Annotated in this window: 19 protein-coding genes; 8 read left to right on the top strand and 11 right to left on the bottom strand. The window is 40.4% G+C overall.

What is annotated here, in order from left to right; translation table 11 throughout:
* Window positions 1–113: 113 nt before the first annotated feature.
* Window positions 114–362, top strand: coding sequence for a YybS family protein (locus M5F03_RS02100; RefSeq protein ID WP_249706252.1), 249 nt, complete (start codon window positions 114–116; stop codon window positions 360–362).
* Window positions 363–418: 56 nt separating this feature from the next.
* Here M5F03_RS02100 and M5F03_RS02105 read toward each other — a convergent pair whose 3' ends face one another.
* Complete coding sequence (locus M5F03_RS02105; RefSeq protein WP_249706254.1) at window positions 419–1,195, bottom strand: phosphodiester glycosidase family protein; 777 nt, start codon at window positions 1,193–1,195, stop codon at window positions 419–421.
* Between the two features lie 135 nt (window positions 1,196–1,330).
* Here M5F03_RS02105 and M5F03_RS02110 point away from each other — a divergent pair, with 135 nt between their 5' ends.
* The gene (locus M5F03_RS02110) at window positions 1,331–1,867 is read left to right on the top strand and encodes a lecithin retinol acyltransferase family protein (RefSeq protein WP_078193494.1); all 537 of its coding nucleotides are present in this window, start codon (window positions 1,331–1,333) and stop codon (window positions 1,865–1,867) included.
* A gap of 139 nt (window positions 1,868–2,006) precedes the next feature.
* Here the strand turns inward: M5F03_RS02110 and M5F03_RS02115 are convergent, their stop codons facing one another.
* Both M5F03_RS02115 and M5F03_RS02120 read right to left on the bottom strand, forming a co-directional pair.
* Window positions 2,007–2,465, bottom strand: a complete 459-nt coding sequence (locus M5F03_RS02115; protein WP_372491103.1) for an SRPBCC domain-containing protein — start codon at window positions 2,463–2,465, stop codon at window positions 2,007–2,009.
* A gap of 80 nt (window positions 2,466–2,545) precedes the next feature.
* Window positions 2,546–3,610: an aldo/keto reductase gene (locus tag M5F03_RS02120; RefSeq protein WP_249706256.1), complete on the bottom strand. Its 1,065-nt coding sequence runs from the start codon at window positions 3,608–3,610 to the stop codon at window positions 2,546–2,548.
* 96 nt (window positions 3,611–3,706) lie between these two features.
* Here M5F03_RS02120 and M5F03_RS02125 point away from each other — a divergent pair, with 96 nt between their 5' ends.
* The gene (locus M5F03_RS02125; RefSeq protein ID WP_180171462.1) at window positions 3,707–4,630 is read left to right on the top strand and encodes a LysR family transcriptional regulator; all 924 of its coding nucleotides are present in this window, start codon (window positions 3,707–3,709) and stop codon (window positions 4,628–4,630) included.
* Between the two features lie 9 nt (window positions 4,631–4,639).
* Here the strand turns inward: M5F03_RS02125 and M5F03_RS02130 are convergent, their stop codons facing one another.
* Entirely contained in the window at window positions 4,640–5,551 is a 912-nt protein-coding gene (locus tag M5F03_RS02130; protein ID WP_180171463.1) for a bestrophin family protein, read from the bottom strand.
* Between the two features lie 135 nt (window positions 5,552–5,686).
* On the bottom strand, window positions 5,687–7,414 hold the full coding sequence (locus tag M5F03_RS02135) for a glutamine--tRNA ligase/YqeY domain fusion protein (protein WP_078193499.1): 1,728 nt from the start codon (window positions 7,412–7,414) through the stop codon (window positions 5,687–5,689).
* A 168-nt stretch (window positions 7,415–7,582) separates the two neighbouring features.
* On the opposite strand from M5F03_RS02135, the gene M5F03_RS02140 reads away from it, so the two are divergent.
* Together M5F03_RS02140 and M5F03_RS02145 are read left to right on the top strand one after the other, a co-directional pair.
* Window positions 7,583–8,092 (top strand): peptidylprolyl isomerase, encoded by a 510-nt coding sequence (locus M5F03_RS02140; protein WP_078193500.1) that lies wholly within the window; start codon window positions 7,583–7,585, stop codon window positions 8,090–8,092.
* Between the two features lie 138 nt (window positions 8,093–8,230).
* The gene (locus M5F03_RS02145) at window positions 8,231–8,950 is read left to right on the top strand and encodes a UDP-2,3-diacylglucosamine diphosphatase (protein ID WP_249706257.1); all 720 of its coding nucleotides are present in this window, start codon (window positions 8,231–8,233) and stop codon (window positions 8,948–8,950) included.
* A 234-nt stretch (window positions 8,951–9,184) separates the two neighbouring features.
* Here M5F03_RS02145 and M5F03_RS02150 read toward each other — a convergent pair whose 3' ends face one another.
* Window positions 9,185–10,444 carry an acyl-CoA dehydrogenase family protein gene (locus tag M5F03_RS02150; RefSeq protein ID WP_249706259.1) on the bottom strand — a complete coding sequence of 420 codons (1,260 nt, stop codon included), beginning with the start codon at window positions 10,442–10,444 and terminating at the stop codon, window positions 9,185–9,187.
* A 12-nt stretch (window positions 10,445–10,456) separates the two neighbouring features.
* Window positions 10,457–11,704: an SfnB family sulfur acquisition oxidoreductase gene (locus M5F03_RS02155; protein WP_249706261.1), complete on the bottom strand. Its 1,248-nt coding sequence runs from the start codon at window positions 11,702–11,704 to the stop codon at window positions 10,457–10,459.
* A 304-nt stretch (window positions 11,705–12,008) separates the two neighbouring features.
* On the opposite strand from M5F03_RS02155, the gene M5F03_RS02160 reads away from it, so the two are divergent.
* On the top strand, window positions 12,009–13,418 hold the full coding sequence (locus M5F03_RS02160) for an LLM class flavin-dependent oxidoreductase (protein WP_249706263.1): 1,410 nt from the start codon (window positions 12,009–12,011) through the stop codon (window positions 13,416–13,418).
* Window positions 13,419–13,469: 51 nt separating this feature from the next.
* Here M5F03_RS02160 and M5F03_RS02165 read toward each other — a convergent pair whose 3' ends face one another.
* Both M5F03_RS02165 and hpaI read right to left on the bottom strand, forming a co-directional pair.
* A complete protein-coding gene (locus tag M5F03_RS02165) occupies window positions 13,470–13,688 on the bottom strand; it encodes a transposase (protein WP_111883736.1) in 219 nt (72 codons plus the stop codon).
* A gap of 327 nt (window positions 13,689–14,015) precedes the next feature.
* On the bottom strand, window positions 14,016–14,810 hold the full coding sequence (gene hpaI / locus M5F03_RS02170) for a 4-hydroxy-2-oxoheptanedioate aldolase (protein ID WP_180155516.1): 795 nt from the start codon (window positions 14,808–14,810) through the stop codon (window positions 14,016–14,018).
* 252 nt (window positions 14,811–15,062) lie between these two features.
* Here hpaI and nfsB point away from each other — a divergent pair, with 252 nt between their 5' ends.
* Window positions 15,063–15,716 carry an oxygen-insensitive NAD(P)H nitroreductase gene (nfsB, locus tag M5F03_RS02175; RefSeq protein WP_111883737.1) on the top strand — a complete coding sequence of 218 codons (654 nt, stop codon included), beginning with the start codon at window positions 15,063–15,065 and terminating at the stop codon, window positions 15,714–15,716.
* A gap of 115 nt (window positions 15,717–15,831) precedes the next feature.
* Window positions 15,832–16,065: a hypothetical protein gene (locus M5F03_RS02180; RefSeq protein ID WP_078188692.1), complete on the top strand. Its 234-nt coding sequence runs from the start codon at window positions 15,832–15,834 to the stop codon at window positions 16,063–16,065.
* A gap of 338 nt (window positions 16,066–16,403) precedes the next feature.
* Here the strand turns inward: M5F03_RS02180 and M5F03_RS02185 are convergent, their stop codons facing one another.
* Both M5F03_RS02185 and fba read right to left on the bottom strand, forming a co-directional pair.
* Window positions 16,404–17,258 (bottom strand): EamA family transporter, encoded by an 855-nt coding sequence (locus M5F03_RS02185; protein WP_078193508.1) that lies wholly within the window; start codon window positions 17,256–17,258, stop codon window positions 16,404–16,406.
* Window positions 17,259–17,369: 111 nt separating this feature from the next.
* A complete protein-coding gene (gene fba / locus M5F03_RS02190; protein ID WP_249706265.1) occupies window positions 17,370–18,407 on the bottom strand; it encodes a class II fructose-bisphosphate aldolase in 1,038 nt (345 codons plus the stop codon).
* Window positions 18,408–18,504 lie beyond the last annotated feature (97 nt).

Here is an 18,504-nt window from a genome sequence, read left to right on the forward strand (position 1 = left end):
GGCAACTCAGTGATGTCTAATTTTTAAACACACGACAATAAAATCTAATATTGCACTAAATTAGAGGCAGATGACCTCTAAACAGCATTGATATAAAAACTAAAGGAATGCACATGAATAAATTAACAAATTGCCTTATTACCTGCTGTATACTTAGTCTAAGTGCTTGTAGCCAAATCCCCAAAGAATGCGAAGAATCCTGGGATAAACTCGAAGCCTTGTCGAAACAAATGGGCTTAAACGAAGAACAAATCAAAGAACAGAAAAAACAGTTTGAAGAAAGTATTAAAAAACAATCTAAAGAACAAGCCATTCAAATGTGCCAAACCCAAAGTACCTTTTTAGGTTTAGTCGGCAAATAAACAGTAGTTTCTATCAATCTAAACACTGTACAGATGAAACCCGATTATTCGGGCTTTTATTGTTTGCATTGAGATGCTGTTGTATACGCTACAATTGGCCCTAAAGGTTTCAAACTTGAATCATGTCTATTCAATGCTTGAATATCTGCACTAGACACAGATCCATCTAAATACAAGGCATTGTTAATCGATAATTGCTGCTTAAAATATTGTGCAAATGCATAAAACGACACGCCTTCACGACTGATCACAAAATACAACTTCCCGTTCTTGATCCCCACGCCATTGCGGATTTTCAATGAATCTGACTGTGGGATAAAGTTTGGATTGATTTTTCCATCTACCACCAGCATTGGACCTGACTGCGTTGCATAACGTGCCTTAAAATCTGTGGAAGCATATTTTTGTGTAGTTAATATCACCGCTTGCTTGTCATTCCATGCCAGAACACCATTCGGCTGAATTAAAAAATTACCAAAGCCTCGTGTTGCACGATTCAAGGCTTTTTTCTGCAGCCCATTTTCAACGTAAAGACCAACAGGCGCTAAGTCTGCATGATACATCCCTGCATTCATTGCGAAGTTCATCGTATTACACTTACGCGCTAATGACTGCTTTAAACGCTGTAGGTCTCGATATGGCTGCTGCTCTGCATCATATAAATAGAGCTTTAGTTGACTCAGATCCGAAATTTCAACCACATCCACGGCAATGGGCTGACTGACACGTTTCGCTTGAATATTAGCATAGGAAATAGTCGGTGAGAAAATCAGACCGAGCAGCATCATAAAGCGCATTTTTTTAAACATTGAGGTTGATTGAACACCAAGCATGACCCTATCCATAGCGTGCGTTAAAAATCGAACAAATTTTAGCTAAATCATCGCTAAAATAGTCGATTAATTCACAGATTAAAAGTAGACTAATCTTTAAAAATAATTCGGATTTAAAGTAGGACTGGTAAATTCATGCACGTGCAGAAAGATGGTTTTCCTCTTGGAACACATCTTATTGTTAAACACTTCGGTTATAGCCATCATGGCATATATGCCGGTCGCGGTAGAGTCATTCACTACTCTGGTTTTGCACACCTTTTCAAAAAACATCCAATTGAAATGACTTCGATCGAAAAATTCAGCCACGGCAAAAAAATTATCGTTCAGTCATATAGCAATCCAAAATTTAAAGGTCGTAAAGTGGTGCGTCGTATGCGCTCTCGCATGCATGAAAACAACTATCATCTGATTATTAATAACTGTGAACACTTATGCACATGGGCTATTACCGGCGTTGAAAGTAGTCCTCAAGTGTTCCGTATGATGAACCGACTCACCACGATTGGCTATGTCAGTTCTCTGATGAGTTTTATGAGCAGTATGATGCTGACCGTGACCACCACTTGCTTTGCACTGGTGTTCTATATCAAAAAGAAACTGCGCGAAAAAGCCAAAATGCAAATGCCGGTTTATACCTATTTAAAGCGTGAAGAACATAAAAATCGTTAATTCACTGCAGCAGCATTGAACCGTGGCTTTATCAAATTTCAATACATCAGCACATTGCTTAGAAATACTGCGCTAATACACAAGCTTTTCCTTACGGCGTATCAGATGTCATGCTTAATTTTGGTCACTCTTCACATTGCTAAAAGTTCGCATTGCTAAAAGGTGGAAATTTATCTTCAACCAAATTGCTTTGCAGGCCATGTTCTAAATAAATTTTGGCTGCATCCAAAACCGTTGTAAAACCACCTGTACTATCGATAATAAAATCAATTAATGCCTGACCTTGCAGAGGAATCTTTGAATTTTTGATACGAACGTAGGTTTCCATCGGGCTAATCTGCTCAAAAATAAAATCGACTTGAGTTTTTGGTTCTCCCCACTGTATTTGAATTAATTTGTTTTCCTTAATACTCAGCACGTCTACATCGGCGACTGCATTATATTTCTGCCAAGTCCATTGCACGGTTTTACCTTCTTCTAGATAGCCACTCGATGCACTAAACCAAAAATGCTGTGTTATTAAAGGATCAACAAAAGCATTAAATACGATATTGATGGACTTACGAATTAACATCTGGGTTTCAATCACGACACTCATCAGCATTCCTACAGTATTTTAATTTTATTCAGTGATAGCACAGAGCACTGATCATTGCCTACCACTGAATTGTTATTGCCCTATTCTGCTGTATGTTCTGAAATAAATGCTGATGTCACTAGCGTTGGATTTTTCTCTGCAAATTGCCCATTCCAATACGGATAGTATGGATAAGGTGGATACACTGCACTGACTGCGTCTAATCGGGCTAACTGCTCTACGCTTAATGACCATTCCTTCGCCGCAAGGTTATCCAACAGTTGCTGTTCATTACGTGCGCCTATCAAAATACTAGACACAGTCGGTCTGGTTTTCAGCCAATTCAATGCAATCTGCGGGATAGAGTGCCCTGTTTCTATGGCAATTTCTTGCATTACATCTAACACTGCAAATAACTTTTCATGTCGAACTGGCGGTGCGAATTGTGCTGTTTCATGCAGCCGACTTTGCTTTGGAATCGCATGCTCACGATCAAATTTTCCTGTTAATCTCCCCCAGCCCAGCGGACTCCAAACCACTGCACCAATCTGTTGATCATGCTGCGCAGGCATCAACTCCCATTCATAGTCACGTCCAATCAAAGAATAATAGACTTGATGCACACTTAGCTTTTCATAGCCATGCTGTTGGGCAATCGACTGTGCTTTCATAAGCTGCCAGCCTGAAAAATTCGATGCACCGATATAGCGAACTTTTCCACTACGTACCAAGTCATCTAAACTGCGCATCAGCTGCTCAAGTGGCGTCGTGCTATCAAACTGATGCAGCTGCAGCACATCAATATAATCTGTGCCTAACCGTTTTAAACTCGCCTCCACGGCTTGTATTAAATAACTTCTAGAATATCCACCTTGATTGATTCCATCATTCAATCGAATACCCACTTTGTTGGAAATAATCACCTCTTGGCGTTTTGATTGAAGTAATGCACCGAGCATCTGCTCAGAGGCACCATTTGAATAAGCATCTGCGGTATCGAAATAATTCACGCCTTGATCAATACAGAGATCAATCATCCGTTGGGCATCATTTAAACTCGATTGCCCCCATGCAGAGAAAATAGGGCCTTGCCCGCCAAATGTACCTGCACCAAAGCCGAACTCTGAAACTTGTAAGCCAGATTGCCCTAGATTGTGATAGTTCATGGTGATTTCCTGTGTTTGATTTATACACAGAATAGGCACAGATATTTATCAGAAAAACCCTGAATATCAAGAAAGACTTTCTTGATTATATTGATAATGCTAACTGAAGATTTCGAGTTATTCACACGAATGGCGACACTGGGTTCAATCAGTCAAGCCGCAAAAGAGGCCAATCTCTCTGTTTCTGTCGCTAGTAGCCGTCTACACAGACTTGAACAAAGTTTAGGGCTACGCCTATTTCATCGCACTACACGGCAACTACATTTAACACAGGAAGGTGCTGTTTTATTGCAACAAGGTTTTCCCTTGCTCGAACAATTTAATTCTCTGCTAGGCCAATTTCAACCTGAACCACAACAACTTAGTGGGGTATTAAAAATCACATGTTCAGAAGTTTTTGGAAATCGTATTTTAGGGCCAGTATTTGCAGCCTTTGCCAAGTTGCATCCAACATTGACTTTGGATATTGAACAGACCGATCAAAATTTAGATTTGGTCTCCGCAGGTTTAGATGTTGCGATACGTATTGGACAGTTAGAAGACTCATCACTGATTGCTAAACCGCTCAGCTTAAACCGTCGTATTTTGTGTGCCTCGCCTAGCTATATCGAACAACATGGCGAACCTCACTCCCTAGAAGAGCTCTCTATACACCAATGCATTTTACAGAAATACCCTAAGGGTGTTTCGCAGCTTTGGACATTCGTCCAAGATCAACACAACATAAATATACCTGTTTCAGGACAAGTTCATATCAACTCAGGTGAAGGCGTACGCCAAGCAGCACTTGCAGGTTTAGGCATCTCAAACCACTCCATCTGGCATGTGGAGGACGATCTACTCTCTGGCCGACTTATCCAAGTTCTACCCAAGATCCCTGTTCAAAGTACTGCAATCTATGTGGTAATTCCGCATCGACATTTTGTTCCGCCTAAAGTACAGGCTTTTATGCGACACTTGGACGATTATTTTCAGCATCAATATGCTTGGTACGTATCGCCGAATTTATCTGAAAATTAGGCCAAAAATTTATCTTAAATTACTGTTAAAAGTCTTAATCAGCGGCGGAAGTTCAACTTCTAAGCTGCTATACATTTCACGCTCAATGTTTCGTACAATCGAGTCCAGCGGTAAATCATTTTCCTGCAAGCCAAAAGGCTCTTCCAGTTCTGCACTTAACGCATCCAAACCTAAAAATAAATATGCAATCAAAGCCACAATGACAGGTGTCCATATCCCTAAACTGGCCTCTAGGCTAAATGGCAAAATCAGACAAAATGAATACACTGCGCGATGTAAAAGCACCGAATAGGAAAATGGTAATGGCGTGGTCATAATACGGTCACAGCCTGCATGGATATCACCCATCGCTACAGTATGACGTGTGAGCGTGCTGTAAATAATGTCTGTAATCTGACCTTGCTTATAGGCTTTGACTAAATCTTTTTGAATAATTTCAAGTAAATACTGTGGTGCATTGATATTGTCTCGGCATTGCTGCCATTGCTGATCCGTCAAAGCTACGCCGTCTTTAAAATGTGCAATATCTTGTGATTCATAGCGTAAGCGATCACGTAATAAGTTGCAAAACAGCATGATGCGGTACATCAACACGTTTCTTTGCTCATCTTCAAGGACATGGCTATCACGAATCATGTGGCGTGTATTGGCAATCAATGAGCCCCAAAGCTTGCGCCCTTCCCACCAACGGTCATAACAGGCAGTATTTCGAAAGCTCAAAAAAATCGACAGAATCACCCCAAAGATGGTAAATCCGATGGCTGGAACTTCAGGCGTATTCAGGTAGTGTGCAGCGCTTAGATACACCAAAATCGCCGACAAACTCACGACGATAGCCAACGCAGGCATGACTTTTGGGAGTATCGTGCCATGCCATGCAAATAAAAGTTTAAAGCTATTATTTTTATTTCGAATGATCACTTATTTCCCCTCTGTACTGCCTTAATGAACCATCTCAAGCATGAAAAAAGCCCAACCGAAGTTGAGCTTAATCTTAACCTACTTGATCTTAACCTATTGGGGATTCAAAGATGAATCCCTTTAAAAACTAAGATTTTATTTACCCGGTTTAAAACTGTCTTTCAAATCTAAGATGCGGTTAAACACTGGTTTTTCAGCTGTATGATCAAACTGATCTGCAACAAAGTAACCTTCACGTTCAAATTGGAAACGATCTTCAGGTTTTGCTTCTGCCAATGCAGGCTCAATGACCGCTTGAACCACTTTAAGTGATTCTGGATTTAAGTTTGCAAGGAAGTCATCACCCACTTCAGGGTCTGATTCAGTGAATAAACGGTCGTAGATACGAACTTCCGCAGCAATACCCTTGCTTGCAGAAACCCAATGTACAACACCTTTCACTTTACGGCCTTCAGGGTTTTTACCTAAAGTTTCAGGGTCGATTGAACATTTCAATTCAACCACTTCACCGTTCTCGTCTTTAATCACTTCATCACACTTAATGACATACGCATGACGTAAACGCACTTCACCGCCCGGAATCAGACGTTTAAAGCCTTTAGGCGCAACTTCTTCAAAGTCTTTACGATCAATGTAAATGTCTTGAGTCAACGGAATGATACGGTCACCCATGTCTACATTTGGATGACGTGCATGCACCAAATCCATTGCTTCAGGCAAGTTAGTTAAAGTCACTTTGAGTGGATTCAACACTGCCATACCACGCGAAGCAGTATTTTCTAAAGACTGACGGATGCAATATTCGAGCATTGCAACATCAACAATACTACCATCGACTTTAGTTACGCCAACACGTTTACAGAAGTCACGCAGACCTTCTGGGGTAAAGCCGCGACGGCGCATACCCACAACGGTAGGCATACGCGGGTCATCCCAACCATTCACAAATCCACCTTCAACCAATTTACGTAATTTACGTTTAGAGGTAATGGTGTAATCTACATTTAGGCGGCTTGATTCATACTGATGTGGTACAGATGGTGATTTAACTTTCTCGACAACCCAGTCGTAAAATGGACGGTGATCAACAAACTCTAGTGTACACAGTGAATGCGTAACCCCTTCAATGGCATCTGATAATGGATGCGCATAATCGTACATTGGGTACATTTTCCATTTATCACCAGTTTGGTGATGTTCAGAATGCAAAATACGATACAAAATAGGATCACGCATATGAATGTTAGGTGAAGTCATGTCAATTTTGGCACGTAGTACTGCCTGACCTTCTCCCAACTCACCATTACGCATTTGTTCAAAACGCGCTAAGTTTTCTTCTACGCTAGCATCACGTTGCGGCGAATTTTTACCCGGCTCCACAAAATTACCGCGGTTTAGTTTGATTTCTTCAGGGCTCTGCAAATCCACATAAGCATCACCTTGTTCAATCAATTGCACTGCCCAAGTGTAAAGCTGATCAAAATAGCTTGATGCATAACGTGGCTCGCCGTTCCACTCAAAACCTAGCCATTTCACGTCATTGGCAATACCGTCTACATACTCTTGCTCTTCGGCATCCGGGTTTGTATCGTCAAAACGGAGGTTACATAGACCTGCGAATTCTTGAGCAATACCAAAGTTTAGACAAATAGCTTTTACATGACCAATATGTAGGTAGCCATTTGGCTCTGGTGGGAAACGTGTTACAACTTGTTCGGTACGACCTGCAGATAAATCATCGGTAATGACTTGACGTACAAAATCTAAGCCTGGCTGTTGTTCCTGCTGCGCAGCTTCGACAGGGGCATTGTTCTTGGTTGTCGGATTGTTAGGCAGGGATGAAACAACATCGTTTGGCTTCATGGTAATAAAATCACTTCTATAAAGATAAAATTAGGATAATTAAAACGCTTTTCTTTATTTTTAACAAAGAAAGTAACGTTTTTACTTGCCTTGTAGTTTACAGTTTGCTTATGCTTCTCACAACCAAAAAACCCATGGCTTTCATGTCCATGTACAGGAGATTACACAATGAGTTTTCCTCAAGTCGAATTAAACACCAATAAAGGTCGTATTGTTCTTGAGCTTAACACTGAAAAAGCACCTAAAACTGCTGAAAACTTCTTACAGTATGTTCGCGATGGTTTCTATGACGGCGTGATTTTCCACCGTGTTATTGATGGTTTCATGATCCAAGGCGGCGGCATGGATGAAAACTTCAAAGAAAAAACAACTCGTGATTCTATTGAAAACGAAGCTGACAACGGTTTAAGCAATGATGTTGGTACGATCGCTATGGCACGTACTCAAGCACCTCACTCTGCTTCAGCTCAATTCTTCATTAACGTGAAAAACAACTCCTTCCTTAACCACACTGGTAAAACAGCGCAAGGTTGGGGCTATGCAGTATTTGGTAAAGTAGTTGAAGGTCTTGACGTTGTTGACGCAATCAAAAGCGTTCGTACTGGTAACCGTGGCTACCACGCAGACGTTCCTCTAGAGAACGTTGTAATTGAATCAGCTAAAATCATTTCTGAGTAATTTTTAAATCCTCCCTGAGTAGCATTGCTGCGCAAGTCCCTTTAATAACGGAGGGAGTTTCAATATGAAATAAATGTCGGAACTCCTCCCTTTTCTAAAGGGAGGCTGGGAGGGATTTTTAGAATAAGGAAAAGATTCGTGACCTATCTGTTTATCGCTGATTTACATTTGTCACCTGAACACCCTCGACTCGTTCGGGGGTTTTTAGCTTTGTTAGAACAATACAAAACTCAAAATACCCAGCTGTATATTTTAGGTGATTGGTTTAATGCTTGGATTGGTGATGACTTTACTGCTCCATGGTTAGACGAAATCATTGCAGCGCTTAAAGATTTTACTGCGTTGGGAAATCAAATTTATTTCCAAGTGGGTAATCGTGACTTTGCATTGGGTCAAAAGTTTTTAGATAAATTTCACGGTCAATTATTACAAGACGTTGATTATCTCCACATTAGCAACTATAAAATTCGCCTCGAACATGGCGATTTACTTTGCACCGATGATGTGTCTTACCAAAAGTTTCGTAAAGTGATTCGTAATCCTTTGCTTTTAGGTTTCTTAAAGAGCTTACCGCTTAGCATTCGACAAAAAATCGCCAATGGCTTCCGCAAAAAAAGTACAGAAACCAAGCAAGTTAAATCTTATGAAATCATGGATGTAAATGCCGAAGCTGTAGAAAAAGCTTTTGAGCATGCCGATCTACTGATTCATGGACATACCCACCGGCCCCAAATACATGATGTGCATGGCAAACTACGTATCGTTTTAGGGGACTGGCGCGCAGAACAAGCTCAAATATTCGAGGTTGGTGAAAACCCATCTATGAGTGATTTAAAATTAAAAAAATGGTCTTACTAACCCTTAGACTTTAGTTAATCCTGCCGTCATATTTGGTTAAAACAACACATCCATATATTAAGACATAGCCTTTTACCAGACTATCTCAACAGATTATCAATTGAACTGCATCCTACATATAGCAGATTAACGTCATTTAAAATCTTAAAAAAACAAGGTTTAAACTTAAAAATAATTTCACGAGGAATTCACTATGGACTACTTTCATCCACAGTGAACATCTTCAGATATTAATTAAGCAGCAATGACAGGTTGCTTAACTGCTGGACTATTACCAATTTGCCATACATATGGTAGCGGCGTTTGATTAATCTCCCAATCACCAATGACTTTCTGTTTATAAATAAGTGGATTATGCGATGACACTACACGAGCATTACGCCAAAAGCGATCTAACTGTTTAGTTGTCGAGCTTGCTGAAGCGCCCAAGGCATTAAACAATTCACTACTCAAATTTAGTACCAACTCTGATATGACCACTTGCCCTTTAGAGGATTCAAGCTCCGCACGGTCATTCGCTTGCTGATCCAACAGGGTATCAGACTGAAAATGACTTAAATATGCGACATCCAAAGCTTCTGCTGCACGAAGTGTAATTGCTTCAGCTGCATAAGACTGTGCCGACGCCTTACCAATCACTTGTAAAATTTGTGCATCATCTCGAACTAAATCAGCATTACCATGGCTGTAAATACGTGTGCGTTCACGGACTTCATTACTGAAAACGTCCACAGCATTTTGTGCTATACCTGCCAGCGTTGCCAAATGCACGACCTGATAGAACGCCGTTTGATATTTAAAGCGCTGATCGAATGGCAAAATATGATCACGATCAATACTGACATCTTGAATATTTAGTGTGCCGCTGCCTGTGGTTTTTTGGCCAAAGCCATCCCAATCATCGTATACTTGTATGCCAGCGTCATGTGTTGAAACTGCGGCTATAACATGTTGATTCGTTGTTTCATCTAAAGCGAATAGATCGATCCAATCTGCAAAGATTGTTCCGGTAGAATAGTATTTTTGACCATTGACCCTTAGCTGACCTTGCACATTTTCAGTAACTCGGGTAACAACATCTCCAATTTCAACTTTTCCGATTTCTGTCCAAGCATTACCGACCAAATCGCCTTGCAGAAAGCGCTTAAACCAAACTGTTTGATCTTGTGTTTTTTGCGCATTTAAACGGTCTTCTACAAAAGCAAAATGACCTCTTAATGCCTGTACAACATTAGAATCGGCCTTAGCCAATTCAATTAACAACTGAAACAACTGTTTTTGTGAAACCCCGTCACCGCCAAAAGCCACGGGTACACGGACCGCACCAAATCCAGCTTGTTTTAACCATGAAATTGCATCATATGGCAGTTTCCTATTTTGTTCCCGCGCCAAAGCGCCTTCTGCAATTCTCTGAAAAATCGGACGGAACTTAGCGGCCACTTGATCATAGTCAGCACCTAAAGATAAGGGCTGTTTATTATTTTGAATCGTCATAATCTTCTCCTCTTAACTCCAAGCATGGCGCGGCGGTGGTACATCATTTAAATAGTAGTTGCCTACAATATTCAGCTTCCAACGTACGGGATCGTGCAAAGTATGCGTGCGCGCATTACGCCAATGACGGTCTAAATTCAGCTCAGACAATGTTGATCGTGTGCCTGAGAGTTCAAATAGTTTATTCGCCGCAAGTAACGCAATTTCAGTCGTCAGGACCTTAGATTCTGCTGTTAGTAGTGTTGCCTCTGACACTGTTTCTTCTGTTGGGTTCTCTACGGCTCGGTCTATCGCTTCACCCGCCAAAGCCAACACTGCCTCTGCAGCTCGGAGTTTAATTTTCAACTCGCCGATGTTGGCAATCGTATACGGATCTTGCACCGCCTTTTCTAAGCCTGAATCAATCCAAGGACGTGCATGCTGGCGTATATATTGAATCGTTTCATTAATCGCACCGCGCGCAATACCAGCATCGACAGCAGATTGAATGAATTGAGAAATAGCGCCCGCAGCCGTTGGACGTTCAAAAGCTTGATGAATGGGTACAATGTGATTTAAATCCACTTTGACATTGTCCAACAGTACAGAACCGCTGACTGTCGTTCTTTGTCCAAAACCACTCCAGTCGTTAATAATGGTTAAACCCGGCGTATGCTGGGGTACTAAGGCTGCATAAGGCTTTCCATCATTCACAGCAACAACAGGTATCCAATGTGCAAGCAAAGCGCCTGTTGCAAAGAATTTTTGACCATTAATGAGCGCATGATCATCTTTAAACTCAATGGCTGTTGTTAATTCTGCAACTGTTTTGGAACCTTTTTCTGAAAATGCATTGCCAAAGCGTTTACCTTGTAAGACTTGATCAAAGAAAAACTCTTGCTGTGATGAATTTGCATCCAAACGAATATGCTCGACAAAGGCCCAATGGTTTTGAGCAATTTGTCCTAGGGATGAGTCTGCACTAGAAATAATTTTGACCACTTCTGCAAGGGTTTTATAACTCACTCCTGCACCACCAAATTGACGCGGTACAGTAATGCCCCACAAACCTGATGCTGAATATTGCTGTACTTCCTGTAAAGGTAAGCGGCGTTCATGATCGCGTTTAGCTGATTCTTTTGTAAATTCCACAGCTAATTGTTCAGCAACATCGATAGCTTCTTGATCAGATCGAATAATATGCGCTAAACCGTTAGATTGATAGAAATCGCGCGGAATGTTTTGCGCCTCTTTTAGTTTAATTTCAATTTTTGAAGTCATTATTAAAATGCTCAGTTTAGATATTATTCAAATAAGCTAGCACTTTTTATTTTGATTATTTATAGAATTATCATCAAAACAAATCAGTTTTGATGACATGGAATTTACATTTTTAATTGTCAAACAATAACTTTATAAGCCGTACCAAACAAAAAATACATCTGCTTATCCATATAAATATATGAGCTTTGCATAAATTATGATTAGTATTTATTCAGATTTCTTTTTGACTTTTTATTAATAAATGCAGCTGTATTTTTATATACCCTCTTATGCAAGAGATTAAATAACCCAGTAAAAAATCATGTCTAAAAATATTCGCTTCAATGCCTTTGAAATGAACTGTATTGCACATCAGTCACCCGGTCTGTGGCGTCATCCATTAGACCGTTCTACAGAATACAAAGACCTAGAATATTGGACCGACTTAGCAAAAATTTTAGAACGCGGAAAATTTGATGGCGTATTTATAGCAGATGTTTTGGGTATTTATGATGTCTACCACGGTTCTGCTGAACATGCGCTGACTGGCGCTGTCCAAGTACCTGTGAATGATCCTTTGCAAATTGTTCCAGCAATGGCAGCTGTCACCAAGCACTTAGGCTTTGGTGTCACGACTTCGATTTCATTTGAACATCCCTATCCTTTTGCACGACGTATGAGCACTTTAGATCACCTGACGAAAGGCCGTGCCGGATGGAATATTGTGACTTCATATCTAGAAAGCGGCTCTAAAAATTTAGGCCTAAAAACCCAAGTCAGCCATGATAACCGCTATGATATCGCAGATGAATATTTAGAGGTCCTCTATAAACTCTGGGAAGGTTCTTGGGAAGATGATGCTGTGCTACGCGATAAGCAAAAAGGGATTTTTGCCGATTACCGTAAAGTGCATCCAATTCAACATGAAGGAAAATACTTTACAGTTCCTGGCATTCATATTTGCGAACCTTCACCCCAGCGTACACCGGTTTTATATCAAGCTGGCGCTTCAGCACGCGGACAACAGTTTGCTAGTCAAAATGCGGAATGTGTTTTCATCTCGGCACCAACTCAAATTGCTGTAAAAAAGCTGGCAGATGGTATTCGTCATAATTTAGTGAAAGAAGGCAAAGATCCGAATTCTGTTCTGATCTATACCATGCTGGCCATAGTGGTTGATGAGACCGATGAAAAAGCCCAAGCAAAATTCTATGAATATCAGCAATATGGCAGCTATGATGGTGGTTTGACGCTTACTTCGGGCTGGTCAGGTGTCGACTTTTCGCAGTTTAAACCAACCGATCAAGTTGAATACATTCAGACCGATGCCATTCAATCCATGCTGCAATCTTATGTAGAATCAGATCCTGATAAAATTTGGACGATTGAGGAAATTGCAAAATGGACCAGTGTCGGCGGTAACGGCCCAGTCATTGTTGGCTCACCAATCACCGTGGCAGACCGCTTACAAGAGTGGATTGAGTACACTGGTATCGATGGCTTTAACTTAGCCTACATATTGGCGCATAAGAGTTTTGAAGATATTGTGGAATACGTGGTACCAGAATTACAACGTCGTGGTGTATATCAAACAGAATATGCTGACGGAACCTTGCGTGAAAAACTCTTCGGCCAAGGCGCGAAATTGCCCGACAACCACCGTGCGGCGCAATACCGATATAAAAATCACGCTCAAGTTGCGAACAAGCATCAACACCTTGAAATGGCTTAAGCCACTTTTTTTAGGCAAAAAAAACAGCAGATGATCTGCTGTTTTTTGCTTTCAGGCTAAGCGATATAGCTGGTTTGGGCCAGTATAGAAGCTTTTACCATCTAGATTCAGGTTAAATGTCTCACCTGTTTCTAATTCAATCATTTGCCCAACATCAACCCAAATTAAACCAGCATTGGTATTTTGTTGACGTTTCAAAGGCACCAATTTCACATTAATTTCATCGCCATTTACAGCTTTGGCAGTTTGCCAAGTATTTAAAATATTCAAAAGATTTACTCAACATGTGAGCTTTTTGTGACAGAACAAAGAGATTAATCAATCGGGTTTGGAATAATAATTCTGTAGTTACAAAGATAAGATTCAAGTCAGAAGCTTGAATACAGATAAATCACAATCAGCTAAATAAAAAAGATAAGCAGGAACATTACCCGCTTCGAGTTAAGCAGAAGTATACAATATTGTGCTTTGATTAGCAAAAGTAGAGTTTACATATACTCTAAGCCACTACTTTTGCTAAAATTATTGAATTAAAATTTTAACCATCGAGTAAATTAATTACCCATACAGTGAATAATATAACGAAGGCTGTATCGCTTAGTAACCACCTTCTGTTTTCGTTACTGGGGTATCATTTTTGTATTTCGATAAAAGTTCACGTAACGAATTCATGAGCACACTGGTATCGACACCCACGGCAACAAATTCTGTGCCTAACTCGATATATTTCTGAGTCACATCATGTTGTGTCGACAAAATACCTGCAGCTTTACCCGCCTTACGTATGCGCTGAATCGCATCAATCACGGTTTTTTGTACTTCAGGATGATTCGGATTCCCTTGATAACCCATCGTCGCCGACAAATCTACTGCACCAATAAACACCCCATCGATGCCATCAATTTTCAATATTTCATCCAAGTTTTTAATCCCTTCAACCGACTCAATCTGAATCAGTAAACAGATATTTTCATGTGCATTTGCATAATAGTCAGGAATACTGTTCCAACGTGTTGCACGTGCTAATGCTGCACCAACGCCTCTAATACCGTTGGGTGGATAACGTACTGCCTTAACCATAAGTTGAGCTTGTTCAACAGTTTCGACCATAGGGATGAGCAAGGTTTGCGCACCTATATCCAACAATTGTTTGATTAATTGCACACTACCAATTGGAGGTCGAACCACAGCTTGCGAAGGATATGCTGCAATACTTTGCAATTGCGACAATGTCGTCCGCAAGTCACTTGGCGCATGCTCACCATCAATGAGCAACCAGTCATAACCTGCATTTGCAGCTATTTCAGTACCATAAGCATCGGCTAAACCGACCCACAAACCAATCTGCTGTTCGGTTTTTAATTTTTTCTTGAAATGATTGGTGTAATCCATCGCTGCTGTCTCATGCTTAAACTATGATTAACTACAATTGATTAAACGCCTTTTGGCAAAAACTACCAATAGCATTTATCTATCTTATGATTTTATATAACTCTAATTCGCACTTCATACAGCTTAAATCTGTTAATTTTTAGCCATTGAGTCCAGCATATACGACTAAGATCTATCTTTGGAAAATTTTCTCCTTAGACCATTTGGCCATTTATCCGCTAAACTACAGCAAACTATATCTGGAGATATTCGATGGATCTGTTAAACGTATCAAAACAACGCTATACCACGAAAGCATATAATCCTGCTAAAAAAATTCCACAGGAACAATTTGAGCGTTTATTACAAATACTCCGTTTAACACCATCTTCCATTAATATTCAGCCTTGGCATTTTTTTATTGCAGATCATGATGCAGCCAAACAACGCATTGCCAAAGCCTTAGTAGGAAAATATGCCTACAATGCCCCAAAAGTTTTAGATTCATCACATACGATTTTATTCTGTACTAAAGCAGACATCACTGCAGAGCATTTAGATAATCTTTTAAATCAGGATGATCGTAGTGGTCGCTTTAAAGATGACAAAGCAAAACAAGGTCAAAAAGACAGCCGTACAGGTTATGTCGATTATTATCGTAATGAAAAAGGTGATATTCAACGTTGGGCTGAAAACCAAACATTTATTGCTTTAGGTCAAATGCTTTTGGCAGCAGGCATTGAAGGTGTCGATGCAACACCGATTGGTGGATTTGACGAAGCGATCATCACTGAAGAATTGGGCTTAGTTGAACAAAACTTGATTCCTTCTGTACTGATGACTTTAGGTTATCGAAGTGAAAATGATTTCAATGCGAAATTACCTAAATCACGTCTGAATGCTGAAGAAATTTTTACACACCTCTAAGCTTTCCATAAAACCGACGAAAGGGGCAATTTTGCCTCTTTTTTGTCATTTCGGGACTTATTATTTAAACAATTATCGAGTATATTCTGCTCAAAATATACTCAGGTCTCTCCCTATGCCTACAGCTATAAAATTACCCATGAAATTTCATTGCGAAGCGTGCAATACGGTTTATTTACAAAAATATGCGGGCGATATGCTTCATAGCTATCCAAACTGCCCAAACTGTAAACAACCGGGTCAGTTACAAGGCACGATTGAAACTCAAGATTTCCTAAAACACCCCGTTGCAGTGGGTAAATGTTATTTTGAAAATACCTTACAACGATTTCAACAACTCACACGTTAACTAAGCATCTAAAACTAAAAGCCCTCAATACGAGGGCTTTTTTAATAACGACATATTTAGCAACAATGTGAAAATAGAAAATTTATAAATTGGTCTGAACTTTGCTGAATAAATTGAATCAGAACAACAAATCAAGCAGAGGTGGGACATGTCATATTTACTACAAATGCCGATGAAGTTTGAATGCGGTCATTGCCATCAAATGTATCTGCATACTTATCAATATACCGACCTCCACTGCCCTGAGTGTCCAACGTGTCGAGATCAAGGACTGCTCATGGGCCTGGCTGAATGGGATGATGTACTACAGCACCCGATCGTTTTTGCTAAAAATTATCTTAGACAGACATGGCATATGCTAAGCAAACCACACTCATGATCCCTGCAATCAAACCAAATACGGTTGCGACTCTCAATTTTTCTTTAAAGATGATAAGGCCCGCAACCACACCTAAAACCACGACCAAAATATTCATTCCAGCAAACACGATTGCAGGTGTGTCTTTAAGCAACATGTGGGCTTTCACATACAGTGCGATATTGGCAAAGTTCAAGAGACCTAAGCCCAATCCAGCGAGGATATTTTTGGTCTGCCCCAAACTGCCGTGCTGTACGATGTTATAAATGCTCGAAAGTAAAAATGCACAAATAAACACCAAATTTAAAGTCACCGCAAACTGCATGCCCAAACCTGAAGCAAATTTTAATAGCACATCAATCAGTGCATAGCCTGCCCAAACGCTTAATAAAAATAAAATCCCCTGCTTTCCATCAATGCTTCCCTTGCGCTGTGAAAATAAAATCAGCAATACCGCAAGTACACCAAGTGCAATACCAATGAGCTTAATAGCATTAAAATATTCACTGAAAATAAAATAGGCTGCGCTAAGAGAAAGCACAACAGATAAGCGCTGAGCCAATTCGGTTTTTAAAATACCTGCTGTTTGCAGTGAGCGTGCTAAGCAATAAAAAATCGTCGGCAATAATACACCCAAAGCCGCAATTAAAACCCACGGCGTTTTATTAATCGAAATATGAGCTAGATCCGGCTTAAACCATAGAAAACATAAAATACTCGCAGATGCATAATTCCATGTGATCATTTGTGCAGGGTTAAAACCCCGATCACGACAGAGTTTTAGAATTACTGAAACGAGAACACTGCAAATCGCGGCAGCAAAGATCAATTCCATGACACGCTCTTATTCTTGAGTTGTATTTAAAGCAATATTTCTAAGTTCAAATCAAAGAAAAGCCCACTTAATTGTGGGCTTTTCTTCAAAAATAATCTATCTCAAGACAAATTATTTATAGTGACTCACCATTTTCTCTAAAGAAATTGGACGAATCTTGTCAGCATTACCCGCTGTACCAAATGCTTCATAACGATCGATACAAATTTGTTTCATCGCATCAACAGTTGCAGAGAAGAATTTACGTGGGTCAAATTCAGCTGGTTTTTCAGCCATCATACGGCGCATAGCACCTGTAGATGCAAGACGTAAGTCAGTATCGATGTTAATTTTACGAACACCGTGTTTGATTGCGTCTACAAGTTGGTCTACTGGAACACCATAAGTTTCGCCGATGTTACCACCGAATTCATTAATTACAGCCAACCATTCTTGTGGCACAGAGCTTGAACCGTGCATTACAAGATGCGTATTTGGTAACGCAGCGTGAATTTCTTTAATACGGTCAATCGCTAAGATGTCACCTGTAGGTGGACGAGTAAATTTGTACGCACCGTGTGAAGTACCCACCGCAATTGCAAGTGCGTCAACATTTGTATCTGATACAAATGAACGCGCTTCTTCAACTGAAGTTAAAAGCTGAGAATGATCAAGTACGCCTTCAGCGCCTACACCATCTTCTTCACCAGCCATACCAGTTTCAAGGCTACCTAAACAACCGATTTCGCCTTCTACTGAAACGCCACACGCATGTGCCATTTGAACAGTACGATGAGTCACGTCTACGTTGTATTCGTATGAAGTTGGCGTTTTACCGTCTTCACCTAAAGAACCGTCCATCATCACTGATGAGAAGCCAAGTTGAATAGAACGTTGACATACATCAGGGCTAGTACCATGGTCTTGGTGCATAACCACAGGAATATGTGGCCATTCTTCGATTGCTGCCAAAATCAAATGACGCAAGAACGGAGCGCCTGCATACTTACGTGCACCCGCAGATGCTTGTACAATTACAGGTGAATTTGTTGCATCTGCTGCAAGCATAATTGCACGCATTTGTTCTAAGTTGTTTACGTTGAATGCTGGTACGCCGTAAGCATGTTCGCCGGCGTGATCCAAGAGCTGGCGCAATGAAATAAGAGCCATAATATCCTCCCAGGTAATGCCGCATATTCTACATGCTCAATCATTTCAATTCAGCAACAAATAACACTATTTAAAAAAAAATCCCTGCATTTGCAGG

The organism is Acinetobacter amyesii, assembly GCF_023499985.1.
GTDB lineage: Bacteria > Pseudomonadota > Gammaproteobacteria > Pseudomonadales > Moraxellaceae > Acinetobacter > Acinetobacter amyesii.